Raw genomic sequence first — 19,511 nt, forward strand, 5'->3', positions numbered from 1 at the left:
AGGTTTTCGCTAGGAAATTTCTTTAAAGTAGACGTTTGTTGAATAAAGCAATTTGTTTGAATTCCATTGTATCAAGTAATTGTTGCTAAGGATTCAGAATACAAAATGTTTGATATAGCAAGGCGGTTTTAACTCTTAACAGAGGAGAAAATATTCGTCATCCTTCCTTTTTTCTAACTTCTAACTCCGAACTCCTGACTCCTGACCCGGATTTCTAACTCCGAACTCCGAACTCCGAACTCCGAACTCCTGACTTCTTCTTTCTAACTCCGAACTCCTAACTCCGAACTCCTAACTCCTCAATTACAATGCTTCTGGTGGGGAAATATCTGAGCCAACACAAACACTAGTAGTACTAGATTTAAGACCTGGTTTAAAATTCGCTTCAGTTTTTTGAGTCGATTGACATAGTGATGAAGATGTGGGAACAATCACTTGAGAATTTTGTACAGTGTCGTTGTTTGTTTGCTGAGAAACCAAGGATAATCCTCCCAATGCTCCAGCGACAAGGGCTGTGTAGCCTACATATAAATGTATGGGACGGATTTCTACATTTAATTTTCCAGAGTAATTTTGGGAATGATACCAAGAGGGCAAAACTGATTTTGTCTGATTGGGTATAGGTAAAGTATTAGCTAACATTGTGCCATTTAACCCTAAGGCATTCCCCATAACGCGGATAAAACCACGAATCAAAACATCTTCTGGCAATGACTCCAAATCAGCATTCTCGACTGCTTGCATCTGATGAACTGATATATGAGTGTAAATATTAAGTTTTTGCAGAGTCAGACCTTGAAACTCGCGTGCTTGCTTGAGTTGTTGCCCGATTTGACGCAGGGTTTCTAACCGCTGTTCTGCTGCTAGTTGTGCTGCTAGTTCACTTTTGGAAAGTTTTTGATGTCGCCGGAACCATCTGTTTGGTGTTTTGGTTTTGTCTTCTATGGTCTTATTTGTTACTTCATCAGGTTGAGATTTAGTTGTAGATGACAAAATACTGGAAGTATTCTCAACCAAACCTGGTTGTGGACTGGGTGTAATAATTTTTAAATTTTGCGGTGAATTACTAGATGGCTCTAAATCTACATTTGATAACTCAATGTCATCTATTTTGGGATGGGTATTTGCAACCATCTCCTGTTTTCTGGCGAACTGCTGGAATGCTAAACTAATTGCTTCTCTACCAACAGCCTTGAATAAAGTTGTAGCTTGTTCATCGGATGAACCAAGCAATTTCTGTACATTAGCGACAGCAAGGCGATATACTTTACTACGGTGTAGTTCAGATTCTATCTCTCTGAGTAGCGATCGCAATTCATCTTTACTAATTTGAACGGTAGAACTACCAGGAATGGTGAAAAAATACGCAGATGCCATAGTCATGATCTAAGTCCCTCCGGGTGCTATGGGAAACAGTGGTTTGACCTGAGTAATTTCTTCTGTAATTAATTGCGACATCCGGAGTCATGAGTATCATTTTCGATTATTTTTAGCAAAGACTCATAATTATTACTAGTAATATTTTCTTAACAAACACAAATAGACCAATAATATGAAAAGAACAATGTAACTATTTCTACTTGTAGCGGCAGATAAATAATCCTTGCAATAGAGGTAATAGGTGATTTTTTTAGTTACAATATATATTCTGTATTTCTATATTTTTAATTTGAGAGTAAGGATAAATACAGTTATAGTTTTTAACTGTGTGGGTTTGATAAGCTGTTAAGCACTTAAATTTGATAATCCTAAAATTGTTAAATCTTGTGGGGTGGGCATCTTGCCCGCCAGCCTTATACAAATTAAATGCACAACAGTTTATTTTCGGTTAAAAATTTACTTCAAGTATCGAAATGATTGTTAATGAGTTTAAAATATACACTTAATTTATATACAAAAAGTTTACGTATGTACTTCAGAGGTGATGACAGTGACTGTTTTAAATGAGGCACAACAAGAACGGCTAAAAGAGATAACTGCCAATTTACGACATATCAGACAAGAAAAATCTATCCGGTTAGAAGAAATCGCTGCTCAAACCCATATTCGACTATTTTTTTTACAAGCTTTAGAAGAATGGAGATTTGAGGAGCTACCTGAGCCTATTTTTGTGCAAGGATTTATCCGTCGCTATGCAGATAAATTAGGACTAGATGGAACTGTGATCGCAAATAGTTTTCCTATTGATGTTGTACCTCTAGAATTTAATCATTCGACTGCAAAATCAAGTTTATATATACCACTTTTTGTTCCTTATATTTTTTTATTAATAGCTGCTTCTGTTGGACTATTTTATTTACTCAAACCTAAACTTACAGGCACATCATTAGCTAAAACGCAAGATCCCATACTTGGTGTTCAAAAAGAAACTCTACCATCTCCAAATCAAAATATTTCCACACCTGCACCATCTCCAATTATTAAGTCTACTCCCTTGGCAACAACACCTTTAACTAGTCAGTCTCAGCCTTCTACAAAAATGGCTATTACTTTGGAACTTAAAGGACTATCGTGGCTGCAAGTAAAAGCTGATGGCAAAACTGCATTTGAGGGAACTTTAAGTAAGGGGGAAAGCAAAACTTGGACAGCTAAAAAATCTTTGACTATACGCTCTGGTAATGCGGGTGCAGTTTTGGTATCTGTTAATGAAGAACAACCTAAACCATTGGGGAATGAGGGTCAAGTTAAGGAAGTTACATATACTAATTAATAATTCGTAATTCGTAATTAGGACTTGCTGATAGCGTGGCTTAAACCATAAAAGTCTTTTGGTTAGAGTTCTCCAATTAAAAAAATATCCCAAAATTTCTTGTGGTGCGGGCATCTTGCCCGCTAATAATACAAGGATGGGCAAGATGCCCATCCCACAAGATTGGATCATCTTTTTTGTGGAGTTCTCTTAGGGCTAGGAGTCAGGAGGAAGAATTAGAAGCAGAGAAGAATAGTCTTGAATCTGTTCAAGTGATAGGTTTTTGGTAGTTTCAACGCTTATTCCTTGCACCTGATTCACCTTTATGAATTAATTACGAATTACGAATTATAAATTACGAATTATTAAGCTATTTTCGCTGTTTGAAGATGCCAATTAGTTGATTGCTCATAAGCATAAGCTACTTGTAAAAGTTGATCTTCTCGCAGCACTTTGCCAATTAACTGTAATCCAATTGGTAGACCTTTGCTGTCAAAACCACAAGGTACACTGATACCTGGTAAACCTGCAAGATTGACGGGAATAGTCATTAAATCATTTAAATACATACTCAAGGGATCGGTGATTTTTTCGCCGGCTTGAAATGCTGTGGTGGGTGCAGTGGGAGAGACTAAAATATCTACTTGTTGAAAAGCTGTTTCAAAGTCTTCTTTAATTAAGGTGCGGACTTTTTGCGCTTGCAGATAATATGCGTCGTAATAACCGGCGCTAAGAGCATAAGTACCAATCATAATTCGGCGTTTGACTTCTGTCCCAAATCCGGTGGAGCGTGTACGAGTGTACATGGAAAGCAAGTTGTCTGCATCTGGAGAACGCAAGCCGTATTTAACGCCGTCGTAACGAGCTAGATTGGCTGATGCTTCGGAGGGAGCGATTATGTAGTAACTGGGTACGCCATAACGGAAGCGGGGACAGGAAATGTAGTGAATTTCTGCGCCTAAACTTTCCAGTTGTGCGATCGCTTTTTTAACTGCTGCTTCTACTTCAGAATCTAAACCTTCCCCAAAAGTTTCCTTAATTACACCAACTTTGAGTTTTTTGCTTTTTAAATCTGGGGTTAAGCTGGCTGCATAATCGGGAATTTCTACATTTAAGCTGGTTGCATCTTGGGCATCATATCCTGCGATCGCACTCAACAATATAGCTGCATCTTCCACACTCCGACCAAAGGGGCCAATTTGATCCAAAGACGAAGCATAAGCCACCAACCCATAACGAGAAACTAACCCATAAGTCGGTTTCATCCCCACCACACCGCAAAAAGAAGCAGGTTGACGAATCGAACCCCCCGTATCCGAACCCAGCGATACAACGCATTCCTCAGCCGCAACAGCCGCAGCCGAACCACCAGAAGAACCACCGGGAACCCGTGAAATATCCCAGGGATTCGCTGTAACTTGATAAGCAGAGTTCTCTGTAGAACTCCCCATTGCAAATTCGTCTAAATTGGTTTTCCCAACCATTACCGCCCCAGCAGTTGCCAGTTTTTGCGTTACCGTTGATTCATAAGGTGGGACAAAATTTTCTAAAATTTTAGAGCCGCAAGTGGTGCGAATACCCTTGGTACACATATTGTCTTTGATACCAATGGGAATCCCTGCTAAGATGCCAATTTCTTCCCCAGCAGCGATTTTTGCATCCACGGCACGAGCCTGTTCTAGAGCTTGTTGTGCCGTTACAATCAGGAAACTGTGCAATTTTGGTTCTAAGGCTTGAATGCGATCTAGGGCTTCTTGGGTAATTTCAACGGCAGAACGTTCTTTTTTTACTAGCTGTTTGTGCAACTCGCGGATGGATGCCATAAATAATTTTTCTCTTTATCATTCAAGTCATTGATTTTAGCATTTACAGGACTGGGGATGGTGTTTTGTTGGTTGGTGGAATTATTTCACGCAGAGACGCAGAGAGGGGTTTGAGGGTTGGGTGATGGTAAATTATAAAGAAACAGGCTGAAAACCCTTAATATCTTTTTATTCAATGATTATGGTTATCTTCTAAATCTAAAACTTAAGATAGCTTGACAAATTGAATAAGGAAAGTATTACCTTGTGCAAATCTGAAAGTAATTTGCATGGTTGATCCTTCAGGATCTTCAAGATGTATTGGTCTACCAATTTGGAAATCTACAGGTTGCTGTTTACCTCCATTTATTGCTATATTATCAGCATACAGATAAGTTCTATATAAATTGTCTAGAATGGGATTTAAACGACCTTTTAAACTTTTAATATAACCAGTTTGATTAGGGAAAATAATTGACCCAATCTTTCCTATAGGTTTGAGAATTTGTTTGGAATCATTTTTTGGGGAAAAATTTTTAACTATTATACCTGGGAAATTTGGATGAGCAACTAAAAGGGTATAACTTTGTTTGGCTTTTATCCTTAATTCAGCTATACCATTTTTATTTGTAGCACCTTCTAAATATGTGTTATTTTTACTAACCAAAATTACTTGTGCATTATAGATGGGATTATTTTTGTGATTACGAATAGAGATTTTAACAGATATAGGATTTATGGTTGATGAAGTTTTTTGAGCAAGTGTCTGAAATTTAACTGTTGTTTTAGCTGTATTAGCTGCTCCAGGCAAGGATAATAAAGCTAATATATTAATAATTAAAATGAAAATCAGTCTAAATCGTCTTGTTTGAAGTTTTCTCTAAAACTTTCCAAAGAAAAAATGCAGGATTTTGTTTAATCTGATTTTCTTCATCTATAAAAGGCTTGATTCCTCTTGTTGCTGTGGCAATAGTGTTAGATAATCCTGTTATATTAAATCCACCAGATGTAATAGCACCTACTAAACTACCAACAAGAATAACTCCATTAGCAAATAAATTTGTATTTTTTCTTTGGCTCATTTTTTGATTAATTGCATGAATCTGAACTGCTGTTAAATCATGAAGAGCATTTTCAGCTTTAATTTTTAGTTCTTGTGGATCTTTCACTAATCTTAAATCTTTAAATTGTTTTTCGAGATGCACCCGAAAATTTTGAAATTCTTCACCATAATTCATTCTGATTTCCATTATTCTGGCAATATCAACATTTTCTAAAAAAGGTAGTTCCATGTTCAGAAAAATATTAGCTGTATTTGTTGGAATACTATTTTGTGTAGGTAAGAACTGATTAAGTAAATCAAATACAAATTGTGATTCAGCTAAATAAGAGGCTCTATATTTACTGGCAATTATATTTTTCCAAAGAACTTCATCATAAAGTTGCTTGCAGGATAAATGGAAAGACTGCGTTACCCAATTCATAAAGGAATCTATATCGGGTAGTTCATCTGGTAGCATCATTTCAGCTTCAAATGTACCTGTTTCTTCATCAAGTAACTCAAATTTGCTTTCATGCAGAATATATCCATAACCACCATCTGTATGATTATTAAAACTAATCATAATTTCTCTGCATAGTTGCAACTTATTTAAGCGAATAGCTTGTGGATAGTCAGGTAAACGCTCCAGTGATTGTATAGTAGTATTTTTATGAAAAAAATCGAGTAGAGAGTGAGGTAAAATATCAGAAAATAAATTCTCTGAATAAAGTAGAGGTAACTGCTCTGGTGGCTCTAAAAAACTATTAATAGGTAATATTTTCACGTAGTCAGCAGTCACCATTGGAGTTAAGTTTTTGACATAACTTACTACTTGTGAAAGTTGAATCATGTCCAGGGGTTCTTCTATTATTCCCAGAGAAGTCTTGAAGGCATTACTGAATTCATTTTGTTTATAGCCAAGAGAGAAAATAGGATCGTTTATGAGGTATTGATTCACATAAAAAGCACTTTGTTTCAATAAACTTAGATCAGGCATTTCTACACCTGATAGCATATTTAAATTAGATGGATTTTTTATAACTTCTTCTTCAATTTCTGATTGTTTGGACAAACAAAATTCTCTATATTCGTTTAGTTCCTTTAATATTTCATGTTCAGAAACGGTTCTGAAATTATCATTAATCAAATCATCACGGAATAAAAAGCTGTCAGCCAAGAAATCAAAAGTTTGAGATCCCATAGTTTTATTGAATCTTGATTAATACACTTATACTATCACAAACATAATTGTTATGCAACTTGCCTGATCTCTTTCCATCAAAAGAATAATGATTGAATGAAATACGAAGACACAAAGAAAAGAAGGCTCCTCTTTTCACTTGAGTAAAAAAAGCAATCTGTGGAGGGAAAGCGTTAGCAAAGCTCACCGAAGGTATCGCTCAATCTAACCTTGACATAAAATAGAATAAAATCGACTATAACGGTACAAAGCTGTATCCTCAAAATACCTATGACACTAACCCTTGATCTATCACCAGAATTAGAGCAATATCTTTTACAAGAAGCCAATCAGCATGGACTTTCTGTAGAAGCAATGGCATTGCAGCTTTTAACAAATTCTATTTTATTAAAACAAAAGCAAGCCGAAGCAGTTAATCTTATCCAATCTTGGATAGATGATGAAGATGAGTCAGAACAGCAAGAAACAGGTGAGTATTTAATTCATGTCTTAGATAATGATCGGTTGTCTGAACGCAAATTGTTTCCCGTTGAAATGAAGGGGATTACCTGGTGAACCGAGTCATTATTTTGGATACAGGTCCCCTTGGTTTAGTTACTAATCCCAAGCTATCTCCTGAGAGTGTTGAATGTGCTAGATGGCTTCAAACTCACATTAATTCAGGAAGTCGTGTGATTATTCCAGAAATTGCAGATTATGAGGTTCGACGTGAGTTATTACGAGCCAATAAAATCAAGGGAATGGCACGTTTAGATGATTTAGTCAAGCTCCTTGAGTATCTGCCAATTACAACAACTGCAATGCGAAAAGCCGCAGAACTTTGGGCAAAAGCCCGTCAACAAGGGCAACCAACAGCAGGTGACAAAACAATTGATGGCGATATGATTTTGGTGGCTCAAGCAATGACTCTAGAAGTTCCAGATGTTGTGATTGCCACAACTAATATTGGTCATTTGTCACGATTTGTTGCAGCCGACTTGTGGCAGAGCATTTCTTTAAGTTGAAATAAAATCCGTCTCAGAACCCCAAAAACAACAAAAAATTCAGATTATTGTTAACGATTGGCTGTTAATTGAGTTGAGCTATATTTGGAGTATAAAAAATGCCCAATTATTTATGCCTCCCGGTTCCTCATCTCAATCAAGTCTTCGTGAAAAACTGATCGGCTCAATTTGGCTACTAGGCGATAAATACCCCTATTCATTTGAAACCGACGGATCTTGTCAGATCATAAACCATAGTCGTTCGGGTCACTACACCATCTCACCTGATAATCGATCTGTTTTCCTGACTTGGATAACTCCTTCCTACACTGAAGAATTGCGTGTACTGGAGGATGGAAGTTTGTTCATGAGTGGAAGTTTATTAGTTGAAGTTGATAAATCAGGCGATCGCTATTTTCCTTGCTATCCTCTACCCCAACCTGATGTATATGCCCGGTTTGAGATCGATACAGGCAAAATGCCCAATTATGGAAATATTACCCTAGAAGGTCTGCAAGTAAGGCTGATTTGTAACGATTTTGGTGAGAATTTTTTATCTGAAGAACTGCACGAGTTTCAGACCCAAGAGGAAGCTGAGGAATACTATTACTCCACCATTGTCAGTAATGATCCTTACTATTCTCCTCATTCCATCGGTAAACCTGTTTACCTGGAACTCTCCGATGACAAATCTCACAAGTTCTATGAAGTCACCGTTGAAGGATTTAATCTCAAAATTCGCTATGGGCGCATAGGTACTTCTGGACAAACCGACAGCACCACCTACAAAACTCCCCGAAAACTCCAAGCTGTGGCTGAGAAAAAAATCAATGAGAAGTTGAAAAAAGGCTATGTCATATTACCTCAGCCGGGACAACATCCATCACGGCCTTCTAAATCATCTTCCAGCAGCCAAATAGCAAAAAAAACTTCCAAACCAGATTCAATTCCCTACTGGCTACCAGAAGATTTTCGCGTTTTTACTAATGACATGGGTATGGTTGGCATTTCTCCTGTTGGGGCGCGGGGATTTGAGGAGCGAATTTTACCTACTGTGAATCAGTACACTGGCGCAGATGGCGGCTATGTGGCGTTTTACTCACGAAATCCAGCCAAGGCTGTGTATTCGGTGGGTGGAGGGATCTATGTGGTGGGGCAGATTCGGCTCAAAGGCAGATATATAGGCGGAATTTTCCATCCAGCAGGATACGAAAATCAAGATATTAGTGCTGTTCCAGAATTTAAAGCTTTATGCCGTCAAACTTTTGACGTGGAAGGATGGGCTGGAGGGGACACGGGAGGCTGGTTTGCTGGGGTCGATTACCGTCATGAAGCGATGCCAAGCAGCGTTTCTTCTCAAGAAATAACTCACGCGATCAGCCAGATGATGCCTTTAACCCTGCAAGGAAACAAAGAGGCTTGGTGGCAGAATTTACAACTTCGACCTGGTTCTCATGTGGAAATTATTGCCATTTCCCATAGTTTCTCCTTTTCTTTTAATCTCATGGCAGGACAAAACTTTGCCTATCACTTCAATCCGCGCCCCAATGAAGGTCAAATCGTACAAAATACTCATGTAGGGTATTGGGGACTAGAGGAGAGACTGCCTTTACCAGCGGAGATGGGCTTTGGTCAAAAGTTTACTTTAGCGATCGCACTGCAAGAAACTGAATTAGCCGTTTATTTGAATGGTACTTTTCTCTGTCATTATCAGCATCGCATCCCACCTGCTGAAATTGATGGTCTCCGATTAGTCTCCCCTCAAGGTAGTTTGCAAATTTTATCTGTCAAAATATCTGAGCTAGAAATTACTGAAGAAGATAGAGAATGGTAAAAGTATGCATCTTCCCCAAATTCTATCTCACTAGTGGGAACACCCAATTTGATCATGATTCAATTTTTGTTGCCTTTGATGGTGTTGGCTAGTCCGACTCTGTTCATACTATGGTTTGCTTATAATCACTTGGGGTTGACTTGGAATCTGCTTGTGATTCCGGTAGGTGGAATAGTTGGGTTTATACTAATGGCGATCGCTGGGGCTTCTTTCTATGGGTATTTAATCTGGCTGGATGATCTGAAAACTGGTCCACCTGAAGCAGGATCAATCGGAGCGGGAGTTGGTAGGGGTATCATGATGTTGATTGTGATGGTTTTATTTGGCTGGATTGGCTCAGGATTCAGTGCTTGGTTGGTTTCGATTTATTTGGTCAATTAGGCTGATTGATGAAAGCTGCTGTAAATCATAATTGTTAGCCTAAAATCAGTAAATAAACAAATTATGCAAATTTAAGTAATATGGTTAAAATAATTTCCCGTCAACACGTAGGTCAAGCCAATGTTTATGATATTGGCGTTGAAGAGAATCATAATTTTGCCATCAAAAACGGTTTTATCGCCTCTAATTGCTTCAACAAATCCCACTCTACTGCCTATGCTTATGTAACTTATCAAACTGCATATTTAAAAGCAAATTATCCTTTGGAATATATGGCTGCACTATTAACAGCTAACAGTGGAGATACCGACAAAGTGCAGAAATATTTGAATAACTGTATGAGTATGGGTATTGCCATAGATCCACCGGATATTAATCGCTCTGGTTTGGACTTTACGCCGGCGGAAGAGAAGATTTTATTTGGGTTTTCCGCAGTGCGGAATGTGGGACAAAATGCGATCGCAGGTATTCTCGAAGCCAGAGCCGAGGGAGGGGAGTTTAAATCCTTGGGCGATTTTTGCGATCGCATCGACTTACGTACAGTTAACCGTCGCACCCTCGAATCACTAATCCAATGTGGAGCCTTTGACAAAATTCAATCCAACCGTCAGCAATTAAGCCGCGACTTAGAATTAGTATACGATTGGGCGCAATCTCGTGCTAAAGATCGAGCCAGTGGACAGGGAAACCTGTTTGATTTAATGGGTGGCGGTTTTGCCAGCAATAATAATCAACCAAAATCAAATAACGCCTTTGAATCTGCTCCCAAAGCTGAACCAACTTCAGATTTTCCTCCCCAAGAAAAACTGCGGATGGAAAAAGAACTATTAGGTTTTTATGTATCGGCTCACCCACTCAAAGATATCAAACAATCATCATCACTTCTAGCACCAATTAACCTATCTCAGTTAGGAGAACAAAAAGATAACACCATGCTTTGTGCTGTTGTCATGCTCAATAATGTCAAAAAAGTAGTGACAAAAAAAGGTGATCCAATGGCAATTTTACAAATAGAAGACCTAACAGCATCATCAGAAGCAATCGTCTTTCCTAAAAATTATGAACGAGTTGCTTCACTGCTACAAGTTGATGCCAGATTAATCATTTGGGGTAAAGTAGACAAACGAGATGATCAAAATCAATTTATCGTTGAAGATGCAGAACCAGTTGAAGAAGTCAAGATGGTAATGGTGGAATTAAATCCCCAAGAAGCTGGTACGATTGAAGTCCAGCACCGCCTCAGATCAATTTTAAAAGAACAATCAGGAGATAAAGATAAAGCAAAAGTTCCTGTAATTGGCATTATTCAATCCGGTAACTCTCGTCAAATTGTGCGTTTTGGTAAACAATTTTGGGTACAAGATTCTTTCTCAACTGTGCAATCGTTAAAAAACGCTAGATTTCCTGCTCAGGTAAAACAATTAACGGATAATTCGTAATGGGCTACTTTGTAAGCATAGACAGGACTTACGCAAAACAGAACCAAAGTAGGGGTAATTCATGAATTACCTCTACGAAAGAATAAGATTTTCAAGCACATTTTGCGTAAGTCCTAAGAGGTTGTTTGAAAAGTCTCCTTCCATGTCATGCTGAGGAACGTAGCATCTCAGTATGTGGGCTAAACTCCAGATTCTTCGTTGCGTAAGACTCCACATGGCTAACGCCACGCTATGCCTACGGCACACTACGTGAACGCGAACAGAATGACAAATTATACGTCCCTAAACTTTTCAAACATGCTCTATATAGATATACCCATCAGGGCTTTAAGTAATTAATTTTTGTAACCCAAACTTAAACTCTCAGAATTTAGTTAAACTGGGAAAAGTATCAATTAGCGCACAAACGAGGTAAAGAAAAGGTGTTAAGAACACTTTTGCTGATCACCGTTGGATTCTTACCGTCCCTTTTGTCTTTGTGGGTGATTCGCAAAACCCAGCAGCGGACACGCGCACGCATCAGACAAGCTGCTATCAACTCTTCCAGGATACAGATTAGGCAATATATCAGACCCGTTGAGATAGATCGCTATTATCTAGAAGGTGTAGGCTATTTGGTAGGTGATATTAGTTGTCAATTTAACGCTCGTTCAGGTTACATCCGTTGTGCTGTTAATCCTAGCGGACCTTGTCAGGACTGTCGTCACTATGAACCGAGAAAATTAGTTAATAGTGAAAAACAAAGTTAAAATAAGTACCTGGGCAAAATTAATTTAACATTTTTGGAACAAATCTGTATTCCTTATCTGTTCCCTCTCCCAAATATAAAATTTATTTTGCACGACTACTTAATTCGTAAATTGATATTTAAGGTAAGGGTTTAATGACAATATATTTTTATAACACTCGTGATCAATATGGTTGTTTTTCTAATTTCTCATCTCATGGTTTTATATTAGATGATTTATATTGGTTTACCAGCGAACATTACTTTCAAGCACAGAAGTTTATTGGTACACCTCATTTAGAACAAATTCGTCTCGTTAAAACTCCAAAAGACGCTGCAAAAATGGGTAGAGAAAGAACTCGTCCCTTGCGTTCCGATTGGGAACAAGTAAAAGATGATATCATGCGGAAAGCCTTGCTATGTAAGTTTTCTACCCATGCAGATATTAGAGATATTCTCCTATCTACAGGCAATGAAGAACTAGTTGAAAATTCGCCCATAGACTATTATTGGGGCTGTGGATCTGATGGCAGTGGAAAAAATATGCTGGGCATCATTTTAATGGAAGTACGGGAAACAATACAACTTAACTAAATACCCAGGCTAGAAACATTGCTAACTTTACAGTATAATGCTATTAATATCTACCACCGCAGCTAATGTGGAAAATAGATATTATTTAGAGGTAATTGAGTAAGTCATAAAATTTAAAGTAGTAATTGCAGTATGCAATATTAGGAGTAAAAATACTATGTCTACATTACAAACAGTCAAGAAATATTACAAATGGTTTTGGGAAGTATCTCTAGGTGGTGAATATGACGCTTGGGGTACTAGCACCTATTTTATGGAACTGGGTGGGGATTTGTATGCCCGTAGACAAATAGAAGTTTATGAAAATGGCAATGTTTTATTTTATGATAGTAAGCATTTTGCTGATAATTACGGAATGTTATGCGATAAAAGGTTAGATGATGGAAATATCACAGAATTTGAAATTTCCGCAGCAGAATTTGAACACGAGTGGGAAAGCAAAACACCCATAAATAAATGATGAGAGGAGGGGTAACAAACAAAACCGAAAACCGTAATAAATAGTGATTTTCAAAGCCAATGTCAGCCGCTACAAAATCTTTTCGTGTCGATGATCTCTTAGTGCAGATTTACAACACTGAAGCGGAAATGGCAGAAGATGCTGCCAAAATCGCACAAGAGTATTTATATAATCTGCTTCAGCAACAAGATCAAGTTGCTTTGTTATTAGCAACAGGAAACTCCCAACTTCAATTTCTGGATGCTTTAATCGCTTTAGGTGGTTTAGATTGGTCACGGATAGCCTTATTCCATCTGGATGAATATTTGGGAATCACTGCTGACCATCCTGCTAGTTTTCGGCGTTATTTACGGGAGCGTGTAGAACAGCGGGTAGCACCACAACGATTTTACTATATAGAAGGGGACACATTAGAACCTGTAGCCGAGTGCGATCGCTATACCAAGCTACTACAAGCTCAACCCATTGACCTCTGCCTCCTTGGTGTAGGTGAAAATGGTCACATAGCTTTTAACGACCCAGCAGTAGCAGATTTTCAAGACCCCGCTACAGTCAAACTAGTAAAACTAGATCCAGTGAACCGTCAACAGCAAGTAAATACAGGATCTTTTTCTCACATAGAAACCGTTCCTCAATACGCTTTTACCCTTACTATCCCCATGATTTGTGCAGCCAAAAAAATTATCTGCCTAGCACCAAACATCCGCAAAGCCAAAATAGTCAAAGAAATATTACAAAAACCCATTACCACAACTTGTCCAGCTTCAATTTTGCGTAAACAACCCCAAGCAACCTTATTTTTAGATATAAATTCCGCTCAATTACTCCCTTGAATTGCTACATTTTGTCCTTGGCTTCACATGATCATGTTCGAGTTTCCAAGTAGACAAACAAGCCTCCAAATATGGGCAATCTTCACATTTGATTTCTTTCCCAGGATTGAGACAGCCGCAAGGAAAATTTACCAAACATTCATCACGATATTTAGGAACCCAAGACTTTTTAAGTATAAAATATAAAGTTGCTTCTTGTAGGCAAACAATCAAATCTTGTACCATAATTCAGCATAACCTTAACCAATGTTAGATTAAATCTAACTGGACAGTCTTTATATCTTACTTATATAGAGAAATAATCACCTCATACTTTCAGCAGGTATATAGCAATTCCCAAGCTCGTGAAATACACCCCACCCGCGCTGTCGCGCACCCTCCCCTTACCAAGGGGAGGGTTGGGGAGGGGTAATTTTGTATCTAACTAGAGTGGGAAAGGCTATAATTTCCTCCTGAAGAAATAATTTAACTTTAGCAACCATATTTACCCTTAAATAACTACGAAACCTGTTTGATTAAGCGACCATCTTCCATATGAATTATCCGGTCAGCAATATCTAAAATTCGGTTATCATGAGTCACAATTATAATAGAGCAATTTTGCTCCTTTGCTAATTGCTGCATCAGATTCACAACATCTCTACCTGATTTACTATCTAAAGCTGCGGTTGGTTCATCAGCTAACACCATTTTGGGATGACTAACTAAAGCACGAGCAATAGCAACCCGTTGTTTTTGCCCTCCTGAAAGATCAGAAGGATAATAATTAATCCGATGATCTAATTTCACAGTCTTTAGTATTGCTTCTGATTGCATACGTGCTTCCCATTCAGAAACATCTTTTTGTAATTCCAGTGACATTTGTACATTTTGTCTAGCTGTTAAAAAATCCAACAAATTATGAGATTGGAAAATATAGCCAATTTTTCGGCGTACTTCCACTAATTGATCATTACTAGCTCCACATAATTCCTGTCCAATAAATTTGAGACTTCCCTCCTGAACAGAACGTAAACCACCAATCAAAGTTAATAAAGTAGTTTTTCCTGAACCAGAAGGACCAGTCATAATGACAATTTCTCCAGAATTAATTGTCAAATTAATGTCAAATAATATTTGGTCACGTATCTTTGTTGTCCCAAAGTATTGATTTAGGTTTGTAATTTCCAGAATCAAGTTTGATGGCATCATAGTAAATATAGTTAGAAAATTTCTGCTGGATCTAACTTGCGTAATTTATTTGTAGAGAAAAATCCAGAAATCAAACACATTAAAATTGCCGAGATTAATACTAGTAATGCTTTGTCAATATCCATAATAATTGGTAACTTTGTCGCATTTTTTGCTAAATCATAAAGTCCCAGTGATATAGCAAAACCAGGAATATACCCCAAAAAAGCTAAAATTAAAGCTTGTTGAAAAACAACTCGTAGAAGATACTTGTTTTTAAAACCCATTGCTTTTAAAGTAGCAAATTCAACAAAATGGGTAGATATATTGCTATAAAGAATTTGATAGACAACAATTACACCAACCACAAAACCCATAATTACCATCAAATTAAACACAAAACCAATAGGTGTTCTCAAAGTCCAATAACTTTTTTCAAATTCTATAAATTCTTGCCGAGTCATCACCACGACATCTTTAGGTAACCTAGCTGATAAATTCGCTATAACTTTTTTTGGATCAGCATCAGGTCTGAGATGAAGCAACCCCATATCTATGTTTTCCGCTCCACGTTCTCGAAATATTCGCATGAAAGTTGAAGAACTAACAACTAAATTACCATCAACTCCAAAGGAAGGCCCAAGACTAAATAAACCGATGACATTAACTTTGTAACCAACTGTACCCAGATAACTAAATATTTCCATACTTGGAGATTTATTTTGCTGAAAAGATTCAGCAATTGGCCCAAACTCTGGGCGAGAAGCACGGTCAAAAAATACTTGATTAGGTATTTCTAGTAATTTAAAACCTTCCTGTAACTCTGGCAATTTCAAAATTGATTTTACCGGGTCAAATCCAAGTATATATATAGGATATTTGCGCCCATTAATCGGATTTTTTAATTTGGCGAACTGCACATATAAAGAATCGGCTGATTCAACATCAGCCAAACCCAATGCCTGGTATAAACGATTGCGCGAAAAGCTTTGATTAGAAGTCAAAGATTGATATTGTGCGCTAATTAAAAACAAGTCTCCTTGCAGATGTTTGTGTACCTGTGTAGCGCTCGCATAGAGCGCATCTTGAAAGCCTATTTGCATAAACATCAAAACGGCAACAAAAGCAATTCCTGCTAAAGCCACAAAAAAGCGAACTTTTTGTTTAGCTAGTTGTAGCCAAGCTAGAGGTATATTGAGAATCATGTTGAAAACCTCTGAAAGTGAGATTACACTTATTAGACATAGGAGTGGAAAAGGATATAGAGACATTCCATGTAACTTCTCTACAAGGGTTATAACAAATTCACAACTATGTCTATTGCATTATTTTCGAGTTATTAAAGAAGGAGTCAGTAGTCAGAATTCCTATATTTTGATGATTACTTGTACTTGCAAATTAGTCAAAGCTGCAACTCGTTGATTATCTGTTAATTTATCAATGCGAATTTTGACATCAACTATTTTGTTATCTGTATTTGCACCAGGATTGTTAGTGAAAATATTTTGTTTACCAACTTGCAAACCGATATCTGTAACTGTTCCCTGTATTTTTCCTGTAAAAGCATCAGCAGTGATTAATGCTGATTGTCCTAAACGCACTTTTTTAATATCGGTTTCGTAAACTTCTGCTACTACATACATCTGTTGAGTGCGACCTATTTCAGCTATACCGTTACTAGCAATTATTTCTCCTGGCCAAGCATTAATTTTTAACACTTGACCATCTATAGGTGAACGAACAGAACTTAATTCTAGTTGTGCTTGCGCTTGTTTAACTGATGCTTTTGCACTTTCAACATCAGCTTGCGCTGCTTGCACATCAGTAGGACGAATTTCGGCAATACTATTCAATCTAGCTTTGGCTTCAGTTAACTGTTTTTGAAGCGTTTCTACAGTTCTATTTAAGGAAGCCTTTGCTTCATTGAGTTGCTGTTGAACAGTATCCATTCTCAGGCGTTTTGTGTCTGCATCAGAAGCAGAAATAGCACCATCTTGGTATAATTTCTGATATCGCTGATGCTCTGTTTCCGCATTATTTAATTCTGCTTCTAAGCGGGCAATCGTTGCTTTTTGGGCAAAACTTTCTCCACGTAACTCAGCTTCTAGACGTGCAATTGTTGCTTCTTGAGCATAAATATCACCTTGTTTTGCTCCTGCTTGTACTTGCTTAAGACTCGCTTGAGCCACTTGTACTTGCCTCTTGGCTTTTTCTAAGGCTGCAAAATTAGAATCGTAACTGTCAAGAATGGCTATCACTTGTCCTTGACGTACTTTATCACCTTTGTTGACCAAAAGTTTGGTTAGTCTTACACCCCCACCTAGTGAATCAGGAGCAGACAAACGAATAATTTCTCCTTGAGGTTCTAAACGTCCTAAAGCAGCAACAGCAGTCACGGTTGGAGTTGGACTGCTGATAGGAACTGGAGCATTTGATTTAGATCTTAACTGAAAACGTGAAAGACTGTAGAGAGCTACTACACCAGTAGCTACAGCTGTAGTAATTGCCAAAGTTATCGACAACCAACCTACAGGGTTTGTCAATGACTGCTTTTCCTTGTGTACCATAATTATGCCTTTTAAATTAGCAATTAGCACGTTGCTTTATTCCCCCACAGGGGTTGACAGAAGCTTCTATCTCTTTTGTAGAGATAAAGCAGTACACTTGATAGCATTCCCTGATAACGTCGGTTCGATCTATTTTTCAATGTTTGGCAAAGATAAAGCTAGGAAGATGGATATATTGTGAAAATATCCATCTATTCCTGATCCCAAATTTGGATAGTTAGTATTGTTTTAGATTCTGATCACAGCTTCTTGCTGAAAACTGTTAATCTACCCAAAATTCAAAATCCCAACTTGGTGTTAGCTATATCTGCTGTGAGTAGAGCTATTGAGTATTTTCTGCATCAGTAAAGTTGCATAGTTATTTGTTGAGCATCACTTCTTTTTTCTTTTTCATAATTGCTAAGTATTCGTTACGAGTTCCGTCCACCCGATAATGATCACAAATTTGACAGAGTTTCAGGATATCCAAGCGACTAAATACTTTTTGATGCTCAATTCCGTTGTCGTTACGCCACCGCCAGAAAGTTGTTCTATCAATCCGGCGATCGCTCTCAGGCCATCTTCGTCTTGATAAAAAATCTACCAATTCATCTTCGTAAAAAGAGTAGCCTTTTGGTAACTTGAGAAGTTCTTCTCTCAACTCATTGAGCGGGATGAGTGGATCTAGTTCAGATAGTCTCATGCCAGCAAGCCCTTATATTTTTGTGTAATTCCAATTTTGCAGAATGCCAGACACAATAAGTTTATATTGCCTACATTTGCACTGCAAGACTGTACGTTTGTAAGTGGATAGAGCGATGAATTAATAAGGTGTATTTTTAGATTTACTCTAACTAACTCTGTATCTACTCACTATGCTAAACGAACAGCATGGATTTACTTTTACATTTACATCATTCAATCACACACAATAAACTGATTTATTATCAATTTCAAGCCCTATGCAACAAATATGTCTAAGTTAAATAATTGATTGATTGTGGCAGGTTTTAAACTTATCAATAGAATTTTTGTTCGATGTTATTCATTAACTAAAAACAAGCAGATTTATTACTGAAAATACCAATATATTACTACTTAAGACATAGTTGTAAGTTGCAAAATTTACAATGCAAAAGATGGTTAAATTATAAAAAATAATTTTTATAGCAATGGAATATCTGATCAAAAATTTTGGTGCTAGTTATAAAAATCTACTTTAAGATAGATGCTTAAAAATAAATTTGATTGATTTAAAATTTACAGCAGACTTGATTGCTGATTACAGTACTTAAGCTAATATATCTTTAGATAGTGGAGATAATCGCTTAACATATCCTGTTATTGCTTGTGTAACAATTGAGACTATCTATTGATGTATAAATTACAAATAAAAGCATAAATAGTAGTACCAACTTATATTTTTATTAATTACAACACCTCTCTATAGTTAGAGCTTTTTCGTAATGTCTAAAATTTTATTGTATAGCAAATTTTGATATAATTTAAATCAGGGGTGAAAAAATATTTTTTTGTGTTCATTTACAGATTTATTGCTAAATAAACAAAAAAAACTGATGGGTAAAATATATAAAGATATAGATAAGTCTTTATGAAAATCATGCAAGTTATATGCAATTTTATGAACAGTCTTATTTGCATGAGTTAATAATAGAAAATAATTGGATAATAAAGTCTCACATTGAGAATGCTCTAGCAACTTTGCGGTCGGTATAAATTTATTGAGTTGCATTTAAGTTGCATATGAGTTGCAAAAGATTTGTCACCAGTTTAAGATAAAACCAAGCGG

General features: G+C 37.2%; 18 protein-coding genes. 10 read left to right on the top strand and 8 right to left on the bottom strand.

Features of this window, described 5'->3' with window-relative positions; translation table 11 throughout:
* Positions 1-303: 303 nt before the first annotated feature.
* Complete coding sequence (locus tag AC012T_RS19480; protein ID WP_487060381.1) at positions 304-1,383, bottom strand: helix-turn-helix domain-containing protein; 1,080 nt, start codon at positions 1,381-1,383, stop codon at positions 304-306.
* Positions 1,384-1,924: 541 nt separating this feature from the next.
* Between AC012T_RS19480 and AC012T_RS19485 the strand changes: the two genes are divergently transcribed.
* Positions 1,925-2,710, top strand: a complete 786-nt coding sequence (locus AC012T_RS19485; protein WP_487060382.1) for a helix-turn-helix domain-containing protein — start codon at positions 1,925-1,927, stop codon at positions 2,708-2,710.
* Positions 2,711-3,054: 344 nt separating this feature from the next.
* Here AC012T_RS19485 and gatA read toward each other — a convergent pair whose 3' ends face one another.
* The 3 genes from gatA to AC012T_RS19500 all read right to left on the bottom strand — a co-directional run bounded on the left by gatA (position 3,055) and on the right by AC012T_RS19500 (position 6,734).
* Complete coding sequence (gene gatA / locus AC012T_RS19490) at positions 3,055-4,512, bottom strand: Asp-tRNA(Asn)/Glu-tRNA(Gln) amidotransferase subunit GatA (protein ID WP_487060383.1); 1,458 nt, start codon at positions 4,510-4,512, stop codon at positions 3,055-3,057.
* A gap of 205 nt (positions 4,513-4,717) precedes the next feature.
* A complete protein-coding gene (locus AC012T_RS19495; RefSeq protein WP_487060384.1) occupies positions 4,718-5,302 on the bottom strand; it encodes a hypothetical protein in 585 nt (194 codons plus the stop codon).
* 43 nt (positions 5,303-5,345) lie between these two features.
* Complete coding sequence (locus tag AC012T_RS19500) at positions 5,346-6,734, bottom strand: hypothetical protein (RefSeq protein WP_487060385.1); 1,389 nt, start codon at positions 6,732-6,734, stop codon at positions 5,346-5,348.
* Positions 6,735-7,004: 270 nt separating this feature from the next.
* Between AC012T_RS19500 and AC012T_RS19505 the strand changes: the two genes are divergently transcribed.
* From AC012T_RS19505 to AC012T_RS19545, 9 genes are all read left to right on the top strand, one after another.
* Complete coding sequence (locus AC012T_RS19505) at positions 7,005-7,289, top strand: hypothetical protein (protein WP_487060386.1); 285 nt, start codon at positions 7,005-7,007, stop codon at positions 7,287-7,289.
* Positions 7,286-7,738 carry a PIN domain-containing protein gene (locus tag AC012T_RS19510; protein ID WP_487060387.1) on the top strand — a complete coding sequence of 151 codons (453 nt, stop codon included), beginning with the start codon at positions 7,286-7,288 and terminating at the stop codon, positions 7,736-7,738. Before AC012T_RS19505 ends, AC012T_RS19510 begins: the two co-directional genes overlap by 4 nt.
* Before the next feature lie 112 nt (positions 7,739-7,850).
* Entirely contained in the window at positions 7,851-9,551 is a 1,701-nt protein-coding gene (locus tag AC012T_RS19515) for a WGR domain-containing protein (RefSeq protein WP_487060388.1), read from the top strand.
* Positions 9,552-9,605: 54 nt separating this feature from the next.
* A complete protein-coding gene (locus tag AC012T_RS19520; protein ID WP_487060389.1) occupies positions 9,606-9,932 on the top strand; it encodes a hypothetical protein in 327 nt (108 codons plus the stop codon).
* 80 nt (positions 9,933-10,012) lie between these two features.
* Positions 10,013-11,371 (top strand): helix-hairpin-helix domain-containing protein, encoded by a 1,359-nt coding sequence (locus tag AC012T_RS19525; protein ID WP_487060390.1) that lies wholly within the window; start codon positions 10,013-10,015, stop codon positions 11,369-11,371.
* A gap of 422 nt (positions 11,372-11,793) precedes the next feature.
* A complete protein-coding gene (locus AC012T_RS19530; protein WP_487060391.1) occupies positions 11,794-12,120 on the top strand; it encodes a DUF6464 family protein in 327 nt (108 codons plus the stop codon).
* 134 nt (positions 12,121-12,254) lie between these two features.
* On the top strand, positions 12,255-12,692 hold the full coding sequence (ybiA, locus tag AC012T_RS19535; RefSeq protein ID WP_487060392.1) for a riboflavin biosynthesis intermediates N-glycosidase: 438 nt from the start codon (positions 12,255-12,257) through the stop codon (positions 12,690-12,692).
* Between the two features lie 157 nt (positions 12,693-12,849).
* Positions 12,850-13,152, top strand: coding sequence for a hypothetical protein (locus AC012T_RS19540; protein WP_487060393.1), 303 nt, complete (start codon positions 12,850-12,852; stop codon positions 13,150-13,152).
* Positions 13,153-13,211: 59 nt separating this feature from the next.
* A complete protein-coding gene (locus tag AC012T_RS19545) occupies positions 13,212-13,985 on the top strand; it encodes a glucosamine-6-phosphate deaminase (protein ID WP_487060394.1) in 774 nt (257 codons plus the stop codon).
* A gap of 498 nt (positions 13,986-14,483) precedes the next feature.
* On the opposite strand, the gene AC012T_RS19550 is transcribed toward AC012T_RS19545, so the two are convergent.
* From AC012T_RS19550 to AC012T_RS19565, 4 genes are all read right to left on the bottom strand, one after another.
* Positions 14,484-15,176: a DevA family ABC transporter ATP-binding protein gene (locus AC012T_RS19550; RefSeq protein ID WP_487060395.1), complete on the bottom strand. Its 693-nt coding sequence runs from the start codon at positions 15,174-15,176 to the stop codon at positions 14,484-14,486.
* A gap of 11 nt (positions 15,177-15,187) precedes the next feature.
* Positions 15,188-16,360 (bottom strand): ABC transporter permease DevC, encoded by a 1,173-nt coding sequence (devC, locus tag AC012T_RS19555; RefSeq protein ID WP_487060396.1) that lies wholly within the window; start codon positions 16,358-16,360, stop codon positions 15,188-15,190.
* 162 nt (positions 16,361-16,522) lie between these two features.
* Positions 16,523-17,722 (bottom strand): ABC exporter membrane fusion protein, encoded by a 1,200-nt coding sequence (locus AC012T_RS19560; RefSeq protein ID WP_487060397.1) that lies wholly within the window; start codon positions 17,720-17,722, stop codon positions 16,523-16,525.
* Between the two features lie 358 nt (positions 17,723-18,080).
* Positions 18,081-18,404, bottom strand: coding sequence for a hypothetical protein (locus AC012T_RS19565; RefSeq protein WP_013192762.1), 324 nt, complete (start codon positions 18,402-18,404; stop codon positions 18,081-18,083).
* Positions 18,405-19,511 lie beyond the last annotated feature (1,107 nt).

This window comes from Anabaena sp. EIM26 (genome assembly GCF_057568715.1).

Bases quoted from the DNA above. Each gene is read 5' to 3' on its own strand.
- AC012T_RS19480 (WP_487060381.1), bottom strand. From the start codon at position 1,383: ATGACTATGGCATCTGCGTATTTTTTCACCATTCCTGGTAGTTCTACC.
- AC012T_RS19485 (WP_487060382.1), top strand. From the start codon at position 1,925: ATGACAGTGACTGTTTTAAATGAGGCACAACAAGAACGGCTAAAAGAG.
- gatA (WP_487060383.1), bottom strand. From the start codon at position 4,512: ATGGCATCCATCCGCGAGTTGCACAAACAGCTAGTAAAAAAAGAACGT.
- AC012T_RS19500 (WP_487060385.1), bottom strand. From the start codon at position 6,734: ATGGGATCTCAAACTTTTGATTTCTTGGCTGACAGCTTTTTATTCCGT.
- AC012T_RS19505 (WP_487060386.1), top strand. From the start codon at position 7,005: ATGACACTAACCCTTGATCTATCACCAGAATTAGAGCAATATCTTTTA.
- AC012T_RS19515 (WP_487060388.1), top strand. From the start codon at position 7,851: ATGCCTCCCGGTTCCTCATCTCAATCAAGTCTTCGTGAAAAACTGATC.
- AC012T_RS19520 (WP_487060389.1), top strand. From the start codon at position 9,606: ATGATTCAATTTTTGTTGCCTTTGATGGTGTTGGCTAGTCCGACTCTG.
- AC012T_RS19525 (WP_487060390.1), top strand. From the start codon at position 10,013: ATGGTTAAAATAATTTCCCGTCAACACGTAGGTCAAGCCAATGTTTAT.
- ybiA (WP_487060392.1), top strand. From the start codon at position 12,255: ATGACAATATATTTTTATAACACTCGTGATCAATATGGTTGTTTTTCT.
- AC012T_RS19540 (WP_487060393.1), top strand. From the start codon at position 12,850: ATGTCTACATTACAAACAGTCAAGAAATATTACAAATGGTTTTGGGAA.
- AC012T_RS19545 (WP_487060394.1), top strand. From the start codon at position 13,212: ATGTCAGCCGCTACAAAATCTTTTCGTGTCGATGATCTCTTAGTGCAG.
- AC012T_RS19550 (WP_487060395.1), bottom strand. From the start codon at position 15,176: ATGATGCCATCAAACTTGATTCTGGAAATTACAAACCTAAATCAATAC.
- devC (WP_487060396.1), bottom strand. From the start codon at position 16,360: ATGATTCTCAATATACCTCTAGCTTGGCTACAACTAGCTAAACAAAAA.
- AC012T_RS19560 (WP_487060397.1), bottom strand. From the start codon at position 17,722: ATGGTACACAAGGAAAAGCAGTCATTGACAAACCCTGTAGGTTGGTTG.
- AC012T_RS19565 (WP_013192762.1), bottom strand. From the start codon at position 18,404: ATGAGACTATCTGAACTAGATCCACTCATCCCGCTCAATGAGTTGAGA.